At 33.8% G+C, this 16,612-nt stretch carries 20 protein-coding genes; 9 read left to right on the top strand and 11 right to left on the bottom strand.

Features of this window, described 5'->3' with window-relative positions:
* The first annotated feature begins 259 nt into the window (after positions 1 to 259).
* Positions 260 to 1,024, top strand: a complete 765-nt coding sequence (locus tag ACYUJ6_RS06470) for a threonine/serine exporter family protein (RefSeq protein WP_461845015.1) — start codon at positions 260 to 262, stop codon at positions 1,022 to 1,024.
* A gap of 2 nt (positions 1,025 to 1,026) precedes the next feature.
* A complete protein-coding gene (locus ACYUJ6_RS06465) occupies positions 1,027 to 1,479 on the top strand; it encodes a threonine/serine exporter family protein (protein ID WP_461845014.1) in 453 nt (150 codons plus the stop codon).
* Between the two features lie 8 nt (positions 1,480 to 1,487).
* On the opposite strand, the gene ACYUJ6_RS06460 is transcribed toward ACYUJ6_RS06465, so the two are convergent.
* The gene (locus ACYUJ6_RS06460) at positions 1,488 to 2,312 is read right to left on the bottom strand and encodes a Cof-type HAD-IIB family hydrolase (RefSeq protein WP_461845013.1); all 825 of its coding nucleotides are present in this window, start codon (positions 2,310 to 2,312) and stop codon (positions 1,488 to 1,490) included.
* Positions 2,313 to 2,443: 131 nt separating this feature from the next.
* On the opposite strand from ACYUJ6_RS06460, the gene ACYUJ6_RS06455 reads away from it, so the two are divergent.
* Positions 2,444 to 2,923, top strand: a complete 480-nt coding sequence (locus ACYUJ6_RS06455) for a DUF4883 family protein (protein ID WP_461845012.1) — start codon at positions 2,444 to 2,446, stop codon at positions 2,921 to 2,923.
* A 91-nt stretch (positions 2,924 to 3,014) separates the two neighbouring features.
* The gene (locus ACYUJ6_RS06450) at positions 3,015 to 3,674 is read left to right on the top strand and encodes a DUF4397 domain-containing protein (RefSeq protein ID WP_461845011.1); all 660 of its coding nucleotides are present in this window, start codon (positions 3,015 to 3,017) and stop codon (positions 3,672 to 3,674) included.
* A 62-nt stretch (positions 3,675 to 3,736) separates the two neighbouring features.
* Here the strand turns inward: ACYUJ6_RS06450 and ACYUJ6_RS06445 are convergent, their stop codons facing one another.
* Positions 3,737 to 4,378, bottom strand: coding sequence for a lactate utilization protein (locus tag ACYUJ6_RS06445; RefSeq protein WP_461845010.1), 642 nt, complete (start codon positions 4,376 to 4,378; stop codon positions 3,737 to 3,739).
* A gap of 216 nt (positions 4,379 to 4,594) precedes the next feature.
* On the opposite strand from ACYUJ6_RS06445, the gene ACYUJ6_RS06440 reads away from it, so the two are divergent.
* Both ACYUJ6_RS06440 and ACYUJ6_RS06435 read left to right on the top strand, forming a co-directional pair.
* Complete coding sequence (locus ACYUJ6_RS06440; RefSeq protein WP_461845009.1) at positions 4,595 to 4,978, top strand: NusG domain II-containing protein; 384 nt, start codon at positions 4,595 to 4,597, stop codon at positions 4,976 to 4,978.
* Positions 4,979 to 5,011: 33 nt separating this feature from the next.
* Positions 5,012 to 5,527 (top strand): Gx transporter family protein, encoded by a 516-nt coding sequence (locus ACYUJ6_RS06435; protein ID WP_461845008.1) that lies wholly within the window; start codon positions 5,012 to 5,014, stop codon positions 5,525 to 5,527.
* A 137-nt stretch (positions 5,528 to 5,664) separates the two neighbouring features.
* Here the strand turns inward: ACYUJ6_RS06435 and rnfB are convergent, their stop codons facing one another.
* From rnfB to ACYUJ6_RS06400, 7 genes are all read right to left on the bottom strand, one after another.
* On the bottom strand, positions 5,665 to 6,525 hold the full coding sequence (gene rnfB / locus ACYUJ6_RS06430) for an RnfABCDGE type electron transport complex subunit B (RefSeq protein ID WP_461845007.1): 861 nt from the start codon (positions 6,523 to 6,525) through the stop codon (positions 5,665 to 5,667).
* 17 nt (positions 6,526 to 6,542) lie between these two features.
* Positions 6,543 to 7,124 (bottom strand): electron transport complex protein RnfA, encoded by a 582-nt coding sequence (locus ACYUJ6_RS06425; RefSeq protein WP_461845006.1) that lies wholly within the window; start codon positions 7,122 to 7,124, stop codon positions 6,543 to 6,545.
* A complete protein-coding gene (rsxE, locus tag ACYUJ6_RS06420; protein ID WP_461845005.1) occupies positions 7,124 to 7,762 on the bottom strand; it encodes an electron transport complex subunit RsxE in 639 nt (212 codons plus the stop codon). Before rsxE ends, ACYUJ6_RS06425 begins: the two co-directional genes overlap by 1 nt.
* A 2-nt stretch (positions 7,763 to 7,764) precedes the next feature.
* On the bottom strand, positions 7,765 to 8,322 hold the full coding sequence (locus tag ACYUJ6_RS06415) for an RnfABCDGE type electron transport complex subunit G (protein WP_461845004.1): 558 nt from the start codon (positions 8,320 to 8,322) through the stop codon (positions 7,765 to 7,767).
* Between the two features lie 6 nt (positions 8,323 to 8,328).
* Complete coding sequence (locus tag ACYUJ6_RS06410; protein ID WP_461845003.1) at positions 8,329 to 9,324, bottom strand: RnfABCDGE type electron transport complex subunit D; 996 nt, start codon at positions 9,322 to 9,324, stop codon at positions 8,329 to 8,331.
* 18 nt (positions 9,325 to 9,342) lie between these two features.
* Positions 9,343 to 10,707 carry an electron transport complex subunit RsxC gene (gene rsxC / locus ACYUJ6_RS06405; protein WP_461845002.1) on the bottom strand — a complete coding sequence of 455 codons (1,365 nt, stop codon included), beginning with the start codon at positions 10,705 to 10,707 and terminating at the stop codon, positions 9,343 to 9,345.
* A gap of 157 nt (positions 10,708 to 10,864) precedes the next feature.
* Positions 10,865 to 11,281 (bottom strand): SoxR reducing system RseC family protein, encoded by a 417-nt coding sequence (locus ACYUJ6_RS06400; RefSeq protein ID WP_461845001.1) that lies wholly within the window; start codon positions 11,279 to 11,281, stop codon positions 10,865 to 10,867.
* A gap of 313 nt (positions 11,282 to 11,594) precedes the next feature.
* Between ACYUJ6_RS06400 and ACYUJ6_RS06395 the strand changes: the two genes are divergently transcribed.
* Positions 11,595 to 12,074 carry a hypothetical protein gene (locus ACYUJ6_RS06395; protein ID WP_461845000.1) on the top strand — a complete coding sequence of 160 codons (480 nt, stop codon included), beginning with the start codon at positions 11,595 to 11,597 and terminating at the stop codon, positions 12,072 to 12,074.
* Positions 12,075 to 12,156: 82 nt separating this feature from the next.
* Here the strand turns inward: ACYUJ6_RS06395 and ACYUJ6_RS06390 are convergent, their stop codons facing one another.
* Entirely contained in the window at positions 12,157 to 13,953 is a 1,797-nt protein-coding gene (locus ACYUJ6_RS06390; protein ID WP_461844999.1) for a cell wall-binding repeat-containing protein, read from the bottom strand.
* A gap of 169 nt (positions 13,954 to 14,122) precedes the next feature.
* Positions 14,123 to 15,226 carry a D-alanyl-D-alanine carboxypeptidase family protein gene (locus tag ACYUJ6_RS06385; protein WP_461844998.1) on the bottom strand — a complete coding sequence of 368 codons (1,104 nt, stop codon included), beginning with the start codon at positions 15,224 to 15,226 and terminating at the stop codon, positions 14,123 to 14,125.
* A gap of 164 nt (positions 15,227 to 15,390) precedes the next feature.
* On the opposite strand from ACYUJ6_RS06385, the gene ACYUJ6_RS06380 reads away from it, so the two are divergent.
* Together ACYUJ6_RS06380 and ytfJ are read left to right on the top strand one after the other, a co-directional pair.
* On the top strand, positions 15,391 to 15,936 hold the full coding sequence (locus ACYUJ6_RS06380) for a DUF2953 domain-containing protein (RefSeq protein ID WP_461844997.1): 546 nt from the start codon (positions 15,391 to 15,393) through the stop codon (positions 15,934 to 15,936).
* Positions 15,937 to 15,962: 26 nt separating this feature from the next.
* Positions 15,963 to 16,424 carry a GerW family sporulation protein gene (gene ytfJ / locus ACYUJ6_RS06375; protein WP_461844996.1) on the top strand — a complete coding sequence of 154 codons (462 nt, stop codon included), beginning with the start codon at positions 15,963 to 15,965 and terminating at the stop codon, positions 16,422 to 16,424.
* Positions 16,425 to 16,612 lie beyond the last annotated feature (188 nt).

Here is a 16,612-nt window from a genome sequence, read left to right as displayed (position 1 = left end):
TCGCTATATTTTTAATAAATTGTATGCATAAGAACCTTGAAATATCATCATCTTAAAAAAATACTGTCCACAAATATGTGGACAGTTTAATTTGTACCTGGTATTTTTTAATAAGCTGTACTTAATCCGTTGACTTCAATAATATATTACTTTATAACTTTAATTTACACAATCATATTAAAATATTTTTAATATTTCCTGGGGCAAATGTGTATGATATAATAATTTAGTGGACTATTTTGATATATGGAGATGGAATATGGATATTAACAGGATAGTGAATTTAGCTGCCTATGCAGGAAAAATAATGCTGGAAAGCGGTGCTGAAATATACAGGGTGGAAGAAACCATAATTAGAATGAGCAATAATTATAATATAGCCAGCATAGATGCATTTGTAACTTTAAACATAATTATAATCTCTGCTTCAGACGAATATGGTCAAACCATATCAGTTATAAAAAGGGTGAAACAGAGAACTTTAAACTTGGAAAAAATATCTCAGGTGAATAATATTTCAAGACATATAAGGGATGAGGCCTATACTTTGGATGAAATGGAAAATAAATTATCCAAAATACAATATTCCAGACCATATGACACAAAGATAGTTATATTGTTTTCCGGAATAGCTGCAGCTTTCTTTTCTCTTGTATTCGGAGGCAATCTAAGAGACTTTGCAGTGTCATTTGCCATAGGATGCCTCCTGAGCCTTACATCTAAATCCTTAAGCTTTCTTCAGGCAAATGATTTTTTTATAAATATAGTATGCGGTGCCCTTACCACTTTAATAGCACTGATAAGTGTTCATTTTAACATAGGTTCTCATACTGATACTATAATAATAAGTTCCATTATGCTTTTGGTTCCTGGTCTTTCAATAACTAATGCCATAAGAGATACCATAGCCGGTGATTTGATATCCGGCATTTCAAGGGGAATTGAAGCATTTTTAGTAGCCATTGCCATTGCAGTAGGCACGGGAGTTATAATGCGGTTATGGATCGTTCTGGGGGGAAATTAATTATGATAATAAATTCTATCTATATTTTAATTGCAACTTTATGTTTTGGAATAATCGGCAACGTACGTGGAAAAAATTTGATATTTTCAGCCTTAGGGGGCGGCATGACATGGTTTTTGTATCTAGTTTCTTCCCTCTATATAGGTTCCTCCAGCATACTATGCTTTTTTATAGCTTCAGTATTTGCATCCACTTATTCTGAAATAATGGCCCGGGTTCTAAAAACTCCGGTTACCACCTTTATCATAGGTGCAATTATACCATTGGTTCCGGGAGGAAGTATGTACAACGCCATGCTGCAGTACGTACAGGGCAATATAAACCAGTCTCTTTCCATTGCCTTTAAGACACTAGCTATTGCAGGCTCCATAGCAATAGGCATATTTTTCATATCCTCAGTATTCAAAGTCTCTGTGCTTTTTAACAGGAAACTCTTTAAACATAAACCAATTTAAGCCATATACTATAAAATAAATTTTTTTATAATTTCTCCTATGGCACCATGATTATTATCATTTTCTGTAATATAATCTGCAGCTGCTTTCAATATTTGACGTGCGTTGTTTACAGCTACTCCAAGTCCTGCAGCTTTAATCATGCTTTCATCATTTTCATCATTTCCCACAGCTATACATTCACTGGCAGATACTTTATAGTAATCTGCTAAAATTTTCAATCCATTTCCCTTGGAAACTTCTTTATTAATTATTTCAATATTGTTAATACTTGATTTTGTGGTGCCTATTTTAGGAATACCATCTATTTTCCTTCTCAATCTTGTCAGATAATTTACATCGGGATCCACAACTACCAGCTTGTTTATATTTTCCCCATTATCTTTTATAAACCTTTTAGAATCCGGTATTATTCTTATCTCCATTCTAAATTTTTTATCTATTTTTCTATTAAATTCATAAAACCTCTCTGTGGAATATTTAAATTGTTCACAGTAAAGTACATTGTTATCATAAAAATGATAATAAGTATCTTTTTCTTCTCTTAAAATATCTATAACTTTTAAAACTTCACTTTTATCCATGGGTATGGACTTAATAATCTCTTTATTTTGATCCAATATAAGAGCCCCATTACAGCATATCATAGGTTGATTTTCAAACAATTGGTGAGAATAAAACTTCAATGATTCAGGCAATCTTCCCGTGGACATTACAAGTTTTACACCTAACTTGCCTGCCCTGCTTATCATCTCTTTATTATATGCAGATATAAATTTTTTATCATTCAACAGCGTACCGTCCATATCCATGGCAATAATTTTATAATTCATATGTAACACTCCAATTTTATACTTAATTTTTGCAGCTCATATACTGCATTAAATAATTATCCTGCTGCAAGGTATAAACTTCAAATTAAAAACATAAATTTTATTTATAGTACTCTATAGAAGGTGATATGATGAAAAAACTTTTTCTGCTTTTAAGTACCATATTAATTATTATCTTTTCTTTTATAGCATGTAATTATAAATTAGATAATTCAATACTTTCTTACAATAAACCAAATAATTTTTATTATACAAATTTGCTTGCCCAGAATTTAACCCTATCTTCCCCTAAAAAATGTATTATAGAGGAAAGTAATTTTCATGATGAAACAGACTTAAAGGAAAAAAATATTTCAGATATAAAAAGCATGTTGAAAATTCTTAAAAAAAATAATTTCATAGACAGGCCAAGAGATCTTCCCAATAAAACTGCCTATAAAATTACTTTTACTTTTAATAAGGAAAAGCTTATTATTAACGTATATAATGAAAGATATCTGTCCATTTATCCCTGGGATGGGAATTATCCCATGGACTATATAGATATGAGTAAAATTCCAATATCTTTAAACCTATACTACCTGGGTAAATACATCTTTAAGAATTATTAAACCTATTATTTTTTAATTTTATATTATTGTATCACAGCTGTATCAATATACATATATTATAAATGTATAAATGTAATGAAAGGTGAGCAAAATGTTCATTTGTCCTTATTTTGCATATAGATGCTCTTATAGAATGCCTGAAATCAACCCTGTTTCCTATATAAGGTTTTTAAACGCCAGCCCCAATTCTCCTGCAGTGGATGTATATTTAAATGAGCGTCTATTATTTAGAAATCTAGCCTATAAATCCTTTTCCGATTATGTAGATATACCCCATGGGACTTACAACATAAGAGTTTTCCCAACAGGAAGTACTGAAAATCCAATTATAGACAAAAACTTATTCATACCAGCTGAAAAAATATTTACTATTGCTGCTGTAGACAATTACCCCAATATAAACCTACTGCCTATAGAAGATATACGCCGTCCTAAAATTCCCAATAGGGCACTTATAAGATTTGTAAACCTGACTTCTGATTCCTCCAGTCTGGATCTGGGATTATCCAATGGAAATATACTTTTCCCAAATGTATCTTATAAGGAAGTCACTCAATATATACCTATGACTCCCGGAGTATATACTCTGGAAATCAGCACTTCCGATTCTCATAACAGGGTTCTCCATATACCTAATGTGCAATTGGCTCCTAACAGATTTTACAGCATATATTCGGTGGGTAACTTGTCAGGCCCTCCTGAAATTCAGGTATTGATTCCCCTTGACGGAAACAGTTATCTTGAATTTTAACTTCATATAAAACATTTCACTTTTAAAAGGGCCTGTTTAAAATACAGGTCCCTGCAATAAAATCAATACCCCAATTCCTGATTTACTATTATAACTTTTATTCTTCCTTTGTGGTTCTGTCTTTTTATCAATGTATATTCATTGCATATTCTGCCTCTGCTGCTGCAATCCACGCAATATCCCAATTTAGTACAGGGATTGTCCAAATTCAATCTTTTCACGTTTGCTGGAGCCGCGCAATATTTAACCCTGTCTATGGCTTCATCTAAATTCAGCACAATTTTATTTATTCCTGCAATAACTATTACCTTATCAGGACCATACAGCATTGCAGCCACTCTATTTCCATTTCCATCTATATTATAGAGTTCTCCATCTTCAGTCAGTGCATTTGTACTCACTATATAATCATCTGCAAAAAAACTCTTTCTGAAAACATCCTTAATATCTTCAGGTTTTAAATTTTCAGCATACCTGTCTAAAAATTTATAATTCCCCTTCCTTAAAAAATCAATTATACCTGTTTCAAAAAGAGACATGGAACCTCCTACAGAAACCGTATCCCCTTCCTTTAGGATTTCACTAAGCTTGTCTATAACTTCTTTCCTGCTATCTGCAAAATAAGCTTCCATATTGTTTTTTTCTAAATTTTCCATGGTTCTCTTGATTTTCTGATCAGTTACCCATTTTAAATTTTCATCCATAATAATACCCCCTATATATTAAAATTCAAATAGGATTTTACTCCTAAATTTTCACATCACCAATATATATTATACCATAAAGTCCTGACTAGTCACCTTATGTTGTCTTGAAATTTCCACTTCAAAAACATTGTAAATAGTCTTTTATTATAGTAAAATCATAAGGAGATTGTTATGTTAATCTAATATAATTATATAAATACAGGGAGAAATGAAATGAAAAAGGGTGATAAAATAGCTGCAATAGCAATATTGATTTTAATAATATCAAGTTTCATTGGAGTTTTTTCATACAAGCTATATGTTAAAGGTTCTCATAAAACAGCAGTAATAAAACAAGATGGTAAAATCATAAAAACCATAGATTTAGATAAAGTAAAGGACAAACAACAGTTTAGAATAAAGTACAATACCTCTCATTTTAATTTAGTAGAAGTTGAAAAAGGGAAAATACGAATAGCAGATGCAGATTGTCCTGACAAAATCTGCGTAAAAACCGGCTGGATATCGAAACCCGGTGAAAACATTGTATGTCTTCCTCATAAACTTATAATTAATATACAGGGAAACAATTCAAAATATGATGAACTTTCAAGTTAAAATCCATATGGATTTAGAAGCAAAGGTGCAGGTATGGGTAAAGTAAAAAAAATGGTCTTTTTAAGTTTTCTAACTGGCATAGCTTTAGTTATATATATAATAGAGTCTCAAATCCCTGTTTTATTCCCAGGAATAAAGCTTGGGCTTGCAAATGCAGTTTCTCTGGCCGCATTAATACTTCTCGGCTGGAAAGAAGCCCTGACAGTAATGCTTTTGAGAACACTCCTGGGTTCAATATTCGGTGGAACAATGTCAGCTTTTATGTTCAGTATAGCAGGAGGAATTTTAAGCAACATAGTTATGATTATCTTATACAAATATTTCAGAAACTTCCTCAGCCTATCTACCATAAGTATATGCGGATCAATATTTCACAATATTGGACAATTACTGGTGGCCTCCATTATAATCCAGGATTTTAGAATATACGTTTATCTTCCTGTGCTTTTGATCTCCGCCATAATCACTGGATATTTTATAGGATGGTGTACCAGGTTCTTAGTTAGCAACTTGTATAAAATCCCTATGTTCAAAAATTTAAACGATTAGATTTGTACATACCTATAATTAGAAATCCGAAAATCCTCATTAACTGTCCGCTGTCAGTTCTTAACTATAAAAGAGGCTGTCTCAAAATTTATTTTGAGACAGCCTCTTTTATAGTTTAACTTTTTTCATAAATAATATTATGCATTCGCTGCAGCTTCTTTTTTGCTCTGTTCCTGTAAATCTATGCCGCTTACAACAGACTTAATAGCCCCTGTAGGACATTTAGCCAGACAAGTAGCTTCAGTACATTTTTCTATGCAAATATGATGATCTATTACTGCTGCTAAATTGTTCTCAACTTTAAGGGCTCCATGTGGACAATTTTTTACACACAGGCCGCAGCCAAGACATCCTACACTGCATGATTTACGTACAACTCCACCCTTATCCTTGGAATTACAGTTAACCATAACCTTTGAACCCACAGGTCTGAATCCAATTACTTGTTTTGGACATGCGCTGGCACAAGTTCCACAACCTGTACATTTTTCCATATCAATTATTGGCAGACCTTTTGATCCCATGGCCATAGCACCAAAAGGACAACTCTTTACACAAGTTCCAAAACCCAGGCATCCATACTGACAGGCTTTAGGCCCTCCCTGCAGCAAATTTGCTGCAGTACAGTCTTTTATTCCTTTATATTCATATTTTCTAACTGATTTTGTACAGTCACCGCCACATCTTACATGGGCAACTCTAGGTTCAATAGCCGGAGCAGATTTACCAGTTAGCTTTGCCACCTGTTCTGCAACTGCTGCTTTACCCGGGACGCAAAGATTTGGAGGAACGCTCTCATCCAGCACAACTGCTTCTGCATAAGCTTTGCACCCTGCAAATCCGCAGCCTCCACATTGTCCCTTGGGAAGTATATCTTCTACAAGTTCTACAAGCGGATTTACTTCCATAGCAAACCTCTTGTTTACGTAAGCTAACACAATTCCAAACACACAACCTATAATAGTCATTACGATTACGACCATAATTGCAGTATACATATATCATAATCTCCTTTCTATAGAGAAATCATACCTGAAAAGCCCAAGAATGACAGGGCTAACATTCCCGCCAGTATAAAAGCTACTCCAAGCCCTTCCAGGGGTTTAGGCACATCTGCTAATCTCAATTTTTCCCTAAGGCTTGCCATTAAAATTATAGCCATGGCAAATCCTAATCCAGAGCCTATAGAATTAACTACACTTTCCAAAAAGTTAAAGTTGGAATCAGCATTTAAAAGAGGTACAGCAAGTACAATACAATTTGTTGCTATTAAAAGGAGGTATATTCCCCACATATTATACAGTGCAGGAGCCTGCTTTTTAATAATAGTTTCCAAAAGTTGTACAAAGCTTGCTATAAGAAGTACAAATACCACTGTTTTTAAAAAGGTCAAATTAAAAGGTACAAGCACAAAATGATATACTACCCATGCAAGCATTGAACTCAATGTTATAACAGAAGTAACGGCCATACCCATACCCACTGAAGCATTTAAGTTTTTAGAAACTCCAAAGAATATACAAAGGCCCAAAAATCTTGTCAAAACATAATTATTTACAATTACCGCACTTATAAAAAGAGTAAAATAAGCAGCCATTATACTTCACCTCCATTTGCCTTTTCTAGTTTGGCCATTTTAATTTCTTCTACATGCTGGTTATAAACTTTTACTACAGCAACCAAATAGCCTATGAGTATAAATGCTCCCGGAGGAAGGATCATAATCATCATGGGATTATAGGAAGCCCACATCACATGTATACCAAATATAGTACCTGAACCAAACAACTCACGTATTATACCTATTAAAAGCAGTGCCAGTGTAAAACCACATCCCATTCCAAGTCCATCAAAGAAAGACGGTATTACTGGATTCTTAGATGCAAATACTTCTGCACGAGCAAGTATTATGGCAAATACAACTACAAGTGCCAGATAAATGCCAAGCTGTTTATAGAGTAAGGGTGCATAGGCCTGCATTATAAGCTCAACTGCTGTAACTATTGTTGCTATACAGGTAATGTACACAGGTACACGGACCTTAGGATTTACAACATTTTTAATTACAGACACTACAGTGTTATTACAGGTTATAACAAATAAAACACAAAGTCCCATTGTAAGTCCGTTCAAAGCCGTACTGGTAGTAGCCAGTGCCGGACATAAACTAAGGGCTAGAACAAATATAGGATTTTCTGCAATTAATCCTTTTTTAAATACATTCCATACCTTCATATCTACTTACCTCCCGTAAACGTAGTAACCTGTTGAACTGCTTCTTTAACTCCTTTAGTTACAGCTCTTGAGGTAATTGTAGCTCCAGTCATAGCCTGGATGTTTTTCTTATTTGATTTATCTTTTGTAACTGTCAAATTATCAGATTTTTTATCTTTAAACTGTCCTCTAAAGGAATCCTGGGAAGCATTAGCTCCAAGTCCCGGGGTTTCATTGTGGGATATGATATTAAAGTCTATGACCTTTCCATCCGGAGTAACTGCTACCAGCATATTTATATCTCCACCATATCCTTTTGTTACAGCCGGTACTACATAGGCAATTGTCTTATTGCCCTTTTGAGCCGAATACCAATCTTTCTTGCCGTTTACAGTCTTAAAGTCATCTGCATTACTAACTAAAACCTTCATGGTATCATTTTTTATTTGAATCTGTTTTTGTGCCGCTACCGGTGCTGTCACATAATAAATACCAGCCAATATAATTCCAGATATAAAACATGTAATAGTCAAATTCTTAGTAATTGCAAAAATACTACCTTTATCTTTATCCTTAGCCATAAAAACCTACCTCCTTGCGCCAAATTTAACAGGTTGTGTAAATTTATCTATTAGAGGAGTAACTGCATTCATAAGCAATATGGAATAACATACTCCTTCGGGGTATCCGCCTTTTAGCCTTATAAGCGAAGTAAGCGCCCCTGCACCTAGGGCAAAAATAATCTGCCCTTTATTGGTCATAGGAACAGTTACCATATCCGTTGCCATAAAAAAGGCTCCAATTACAAGTCCCCCTGCCATCATGTGAAAAATAGGATCTCCTGTAAAAAATCCTGCATTTCCTCCAAAAGCCCATGTAAGTATTCCTACAGTACCTATCATCACTATGGGAATCTCCCAATTTATATATCGTTTGTATATAAGAAAAATTCCTCCCAAAACAAGTAATATAGTAGAAGTTTCACCTATACTGCCATTACGTGTACCCAAAAATAGTGCTTTATAAAGTGCTCCCGTACCGCCAAAAGTTTCAACCAGCTTTGAATAGCCTTCCAATTTTAAAATTCCAAGAGGTGTGGCAGTGGTTACTGCATCTACACCGCTGGCAGTCAATTTTGACCAGGTAGTCATGGCTACAGGCCATGAAGCCATAAGTACCGCCCTTCCAATATGGGCAGGGTTGAATATGTTGTAACCAAGACCTCCCATGGAATGTTTAGCTATTGCTACTGCTACAAAGGATCCTATAGCCACCATATAAGGTGGAATATCTGGTGGCAGGCACATGGCCAACAAAAATCCTGTTAAAAAGGCACTTCCATCTGAAATAGTCACAGGTTTTTTTCTAACCTTCTGGACAAAGTATTCTGTAACTACAGCAGAAACTATTCCCGTTAAAATTACCTTTAAAGCCGGTAGTCCAAAATGATATATGCCAAAAATTGCAGCTGGAGTCAAAGCTAAATTAACACTCCACATTATTTTAGAAATAGATTCATCACAGCGAATATGCGGTGATGCTGAAACTGTAAAAACATCTTTCTTTATTTGTGTTTCCGCCATCCTTAAATCACTCCCTTATTATTTTACAACTTTTTCTTTCTCTTTCTCTTTAGCTGCCTTAGCCTTTTCCCTGGCTGCTGCAGCTGCATTTTCAGATTTTAGGTATTTAATATATTGTACAATATTTCGCTTAGCAGGACATGTGTATACACAGCTTCCACATTCTACACAGTCCAAAAGATTATAGTCTTCTTTGGCTTCTTCATATAAATTATTTTGTCCAAGAATACTGAGCATACTAGGATTCAATCCCATAGGACAAGCTTTTAAACATCGGCCGCATCTTATACAGGCTGATTCCACTCCGGTATTTACATCATTCTTAGTCAATGCAAGTATGCCTGAAACTCCCTTTATTATAGGCACATCAAGATTTGACTCAGCCATTCCCATCATAGGTCCCCCTGAAAGTACTTTGACAGGAGTTTCCGTAAAGCCCCCGCAAAAATCAATAACGTCTTTAAATGTGGTCCCCACTCTTACCAGCAGGTTTTTAGGTTCCTTTATTGCACCCCCGCTTACAGTTGTAATTCTCTGTATAAGAGGAATACCCCTTTCTACAGCATCACTTACTGCAATACATGTACCTGCATTTTGAACAACTGCTCCTACATCCATAGGAAGACCTCCTGATGGTACTTCCCTGCCTGTTAAAACATTTATAAGCATTTTTTCAGCACCTTGAGGGTATTTAGTTGGAAGACCAACAACTTGTACATTAGTTCCCTGAAAAGCCTTTTTCATATTTTCAACAGCATCTTTTTTATTATCCTCAATACCTATAAATCCTTTTTCCACTTTCAAAACCTTCATAATAATTTTAACACCTGATACTATTCTATCAGCATATTCCAGCATTGATCTGTAGTCAGAGGTTAAATAAGGTTCACATTCAGCCCCATTCAAAATGAAAACATCTATATTCTTATTTGGCGGTGGTGAAAGCTTTACATGGACTGGGAAAGTTGCTCCTCCCATTCCTACAATACCTGCTTCTCTTATTATGCCTATTATGTCTTTTTCAGTTAACTCACTCCAGTTACGTGAAACTGGTATACCTTCCACCCATTCATCCTTTCCATCATTTTCAATGACTATGGATAAACATTTTCCAAAAGACGGATGTGGATATTCAGCCACATCTACAACTTTTCCAGAAACAGATGAATGTACATTGGCTGAAACAAAAGCATCACTTTTTGCAATAAGCTGCCCCTTTTTTACTTCATCTCCCTTTTTTACTATAGGAGATGTAGGTGCCCCAATATGCTGCCTTACAGGTATATACACCTTGTCAGGTACAGGTGCTTTTTCTATAGGCTTATTGGCTGTATACTTTTTACTATCATTAGGATGCACTCCACCTCGAAAACTTTTTAACACTCTCTAACACCTCTTTCAATATTTTTTAATTTAAAAATATTATTTATAGATAAAAAATAAATATAAAAATAGCTTATATAGCAAATTACGAATTTTATACTCCATAATCTGCTATATAATTTTATGCTCCAGCAAATATATTAAAAATCAAATACTATTAAAATAAAACACGTTTAATAACAGGTTTCATGGCATCATTTCTACTTGTAGATTTGTCAAATATTTTTATATACAATAATGATATAATAAAAAGTACTGCCCCACCTCCTATTTGAAGTGCTCTTTCTGAATGTCCAATACGATTCCCTATCCATGTTCCCAATAATGCGCCTATAAAGATTGCAATAAGAGGTAAAATATATACAATAAAAGCAGCTTTCAGCATATTTTTCTCTTTTACTTCAAAGATAACATGCTGCCCTGGCTTGGCCCCAACAGGATTTTTTGCATCAACTATGGTTGCATTCTCGCCTGCACACAAACCACAACTTTTACAATCTCCATGTTTGCTTGCCCTGATCCTAGCAAAATCTTGTTCTATTTCAATTACAACACCTTCTGATACTTTTTTCATTTTTGACATCTCCTTACCCGCTTGTTAGCGTTTTCACAATGTCTATCCCCCATTATTTCGTTTATAATATTATACCATAAAAATCACAAATTTTGCCCTGTATTATTAATTTTTTTATAACTGTACTAATTTTGAGCAAAATATATGAGCTGCATTATTTATAATTTTCACCAGTGCAGCAATGTAGCATTCATTTTAAAAAGACATTATAATATATTTATGAAATACAACCTCTAAAAAATTATTCAAAAATATTCAGAAAGGAAAAAGTATAATGTAAAACTCTGCGTTATTCATTATACAAAATAGATGGATGAAAAACTTTGAAAAAACCTTTTTAAAAAGCATATGTGAATATTGTATAGGTAAATACATGATCTTAAACAACGGACCCCTAATCGCCTCTTTCATACGTCAATTGTGCAGATATGTGGATATGGATGTTCCTGCAATGCACGGGTTAATACATATACGAATAAATGAGACTTACAGCAGAAGTTTTGCCCATTGTTTTAATATCTGCAACGGTATTATAGTAGATGCCTCCATATACGAATATGCTCTTACAAACAAAGCTATAAGCCATCTGTTCCCCACTTATGTATTGAGCAGTGTTCCTGAGCACATGGATTATATAATTCATGGAGAATTAACTTTGAATTCCCAATTTAAATTCAGAGATAAGTTTTTGAAAAATACCCTTGAGAACATAAAGAATAATAATTTTGAACCTGTTAAAAGATTCACCTTAATTGAAGATTCAAAAAAAGAAAATTTATTTTACTGCGGTTAAATGTACAATAAAATAAAATTAGGGAACACTTGATCTTCATCAATTGTTCCCTCTGCTGTAAAATTCATTAATTAAACAAGGATTAAAATCCTGGAGGCATAATTCCAAGTGGCATACCATCCCACTGTGTGCAATATTCAAGTCCTTCCACTCTCATTATTTTAGGATAATCTCTGGCATATTCTTCAGGAAGCGCTATTTTATTCACAGTATATTGTGATAAAACAGCTTTTCCCCCTAAAAAATATATATTTTTAATTTTATTGTCCGCAATAAAATTTTGTATATGTGCTATATTTACATCATTATCATGTATAACAGATGTATTTAAATCACCTTCAAAAAGTGCTCTATCAATATATGTTTCAAGATTGTAATCATCATTTACCAAAAGTATTGGAGATTTATTTTTTGCTGAAAGTACACTGCCTGAAATGGCATCCGGATAATCATTGCCGCTGACTACAGTTGCATTAGTAAATTCACCTTTAAATTCATTGGCTATGGCTAAAGATGTTCCGTATCTGTCACTTCCCGCCAGACGCTTTATACTATCACCCTCCAAACCACAAGTTGATTTAACTTCATCAACTACATCCTCAGAAACGGAAGCAGTACCACCTGCAATATAAATTTTAGAGGGTTTATGTTTAACAATATACTCTTTAATATATTCTGGAAGGACATCATGTCTTGTTAAGAGTATAGGATATCCCTTTGATGCGGCAATAGGTGATATGGATAATGCATCTGGAAAATTTTCTTCCGATGCAATAACCACAGGTGTACCCTCTGGAGCCTTTACTGCATCTGCTATTTTGGATGCCGTTTCCTCTCTGTTTGCACCGCCATAACGGATAATATGAGTTGCATCTATGCCATTTTTGACAAGCCAGTCTTTAAACTCATCAGGTACTACTGCACTGCCTCCCAGAATATAAACATGTCCTTCTTTTAACATATTATCCCTTATTGTATCTAAAGTTAATAAACTATCCTGCATGTCCTTTACCAAAAATACAGGGCAGTCCAGTTTCTTGGCCAATGTGCTGCCCGCCAGTGCATCTGCAAAATTATACCCATAGGATATAACCGCATTATTAAATTCACCACCTTGTGCTTGTGCATACTCACTTGCTATTTTAAGGGAAGTATCCAGTCTATTATCACCTGCCAGCCTCTTATTGGATATCATATAGGAACCCAGCTTTTCATATACATCCTCATCAGAAGGGAAATAGGCTATTGGTTCATCCAAAGTAAACTTATTGGTTACATACTGCCTTAAATATGGTTTCAAATCCTCCTGATATGAATCTTCCTGTCTTAATACCGCTGCAGCTCTGCTGCCATCCTGAAAGTACAATTGGTCAAATACTCTAACAACTTGGCCATTTTCATCAATATACATACATACTACCTGAACAAATTCATCTATCACATGGTTCTCACCATCGTCTATCTTATAGGGAGAAAAATTATACCTGTAATGATATATCTTCCCGTCAAGATTCAATTTGGATACATCTATATTATATACTGAATACTCGTTGGTGTATTGAGTTTCATTATAATATTCACGCTCCAATAAATCCGCATTGCTGGTGGTATCTAAATTTACTAAATCTGAAGATTTCAGCAGGTTGTCTAAATTGGATTCCGTCTCCAATTTATCCGGATATTTTATATCACTTGTAACTTTTCCCGTGGGGGTGTCCAAAGGTGGAAGTGTGGGCTTTAACCCAAGATCATCATATATACTGGAAGCTTTAACTTCACCTCCTCTGCTTATTGATGTATTCCCTAAAATTGGCATTAAGATAAAAATTCCTATTATACTAAAATCTAAAAATAAATTTATTATGTTTTTCTTGCTCATTATTTTGCCGCCTCTAATCTATGTAGAATTTTTAAACACATTGTAACATTTTATTAACAGTTTGTCCATTTATTCTAACCTATAGATAAACAAGGACATATTTCATAATATTAACTCAGAAATATGCCCTGTATGTCTAATGGAGCTGTGTTCAAATTAATGGCTGTTTTTAAAAAGTCCAGTCCAAAAACCTTCTTATCTTTACAGTATCAGAGGCTATTAATGAATTTTTATATATTATTTTTCCATTTTCATATATGCAGATCATACCTATCCGCTCCCCCTTATTTACTGTATAATTTATCTTCTTAGGTTTTATAATTTTCGTTACATATTTGCTCTCTTTCTTTGTGGGAATTATAACATCATTTTCATATTTCAGTTTTAAATCTTTTTTATTTACTTTCAGCTCTGCAGCAATATCACCCTTTGAAAATAATTTTTTAAAATCATAATTTTTATCTATATATTCATATATTCTGCCAGTTTCTTTCCATCTCCTGGGACAATTCAAAACTACTATTATAACATCATTTCCCTGAACAGGTGCAGAAGTTATCAGGCATTTTCCGGCCTTTCCCGTATACCCTGTCTTAACCCCATTTGCATCTGGAATTTCCCAGAGAATTTTATTTATATTGTGATAACTTCTGGTAAATCCCTTTTCTTTTCCATCTACCTCTCTTGAATTCACAATTTCACTGAATATGGGATTCTTCTTGGCTACAGAAGTGGCCACAGCCAGATCATAGGCGGTGGAATAGTGTTCTTCCCTGTCAAGTCCGTGGGGAGTTTCAAAGTGGGTATTTAATATTCCAATTTCACCGGCATACTCATTCATAAGTTTGGCAAAGCCTTCTATGCTGCCTCCTATTTCCTCTGCAATGGCCACAGCTGCATCATTGCCGGATCTCAGCATGAGTCCATATAAAAGTTCTCTTAGAGTTATTTCTTCTCCACTTTTGTAGCCTGCCGTGGATCCCTTTACACCTGCAGCTTTAGTAGAAATTTTTATTTTTTTATCTAGTCTTCCGTATTTTAATGCCACCAATGTAGTCATTACTTTAGTAGTACTTGCCATTGGAACCAACTCGTAGGCATTTTTCTCATATAGCAGTATTTTGGAATTGCTGTCCACTGCTACAGCACACCTGGCATCTATATTAGGTTTTTGAAAAGATTTATCTTCATCCTGAGACAATACTTTATTGGGAAACATATTAAAAATAATAAAAAATATTATACTATATACAAAAATTTTTCTTGTTCTCATAATTATTATAAATTACCCCTTTCTCTAGTGAATAAGCTATTATGAATATTTTTTCCTTAAATAAATATATTACTATTAAAACTTATTCTAAATCAGCATATAATTTGCTATTAAGGTAATACTTATTAGAGATTGGAATACTTGTAAACTGGAGGAATAAATTCATGGTTATATCACTTATTTTAATATTTATTGTTATTTTATTTCTTCCAATACCTTTAAAAATAAAAATAAGATATGCCGATAAAAAATTTACTATTAAAATTTACAATTTAAACATTAAACATAAATTTAATTTAAATAAAGATGAAGCTTCTTCCAATAATTCCACAAAAAATAATGGATTGTTTTCTTTTATAAATAAACTTAAATCGCAAAATTTCAAAGAGATAAAAATGAAGTTCCCCATTAAAGTGGATATAAAATTTGCCTATGGTCTTAATGATGCTGCATATACAGCATTGATGTACGGTGTCATGTCATCCTTAAAAGCATTTCTCTTTAATAAGCTGAATAAAATATTTCTTGTAAAACAATATAATCTCCATATAAAACCTGATTTTAATAATTTTTATTTTAAACTAGAAGTAAACAGTATAATTTATATGAGTTTAGTCAAAATTATCTATGTATATATAAAATTATCTAGTTATAAGAACCAATTTAAAAAATTAAACAAATCAATGTCAGGAAATTCTGCACAGTACTAATTTAAGACTTATAAGGAGGAGTTTTTGTGGATAATCATCCTATAGAAAATTTATTAAAAAGCACAATGGAAAATTTAAAGGAAATGATAGATGTAAACACCATAGTTGGAGATGCAGTAGAATCAAAAGATGGCTCTCTCGTAATACCCATTTCAAAAGTATCCTTTGGATTTGCATCCGGTGGAAGTGAGTTTGATCTGCAGCACGATGACATATCTAAACCCGACTATCCTTTTGGCGGGGGTTCAGGGGCGGGAGTAACAGTAAAACCTGTAGCTTTTTTAGTTACAAAAGGCGAGTCTGTAAGACTCCTGTCTTTAAATCAAAATAACACCTGTGAAAAAATAGTGGATTCCATTCCTCAAATAATGGATTTACTTCATGGAATGATGCCTTCCAAGTGTAAAAAAAACAAGGAGGACTCCTATCACAGGACAAAAAGTGAAAATGAAGAGGAAAAAGATCACAGCGAAGACAACCCTTCCTAAAACAACTTGCTATATCTGACGTATTTTTTAGTGATATTAAAACATACTTATTAAAATTATGTTTTAATATCACTTTATTACAAGGCTGCTATTGATTAAAATATCCCTGGGACAATGGCTTCCACGTTGAATAAGCTCTTTCAAGATTCAGATATATGAACATTCCCTATGAGTAGACGCCATCTTAA

Source organism: Clostridium sp. JNZ X4-2 (genome assembly GCF_054889485.1).
This window is presented reverse-complemented; position numbering and strand designations above follow the sequence as displayed.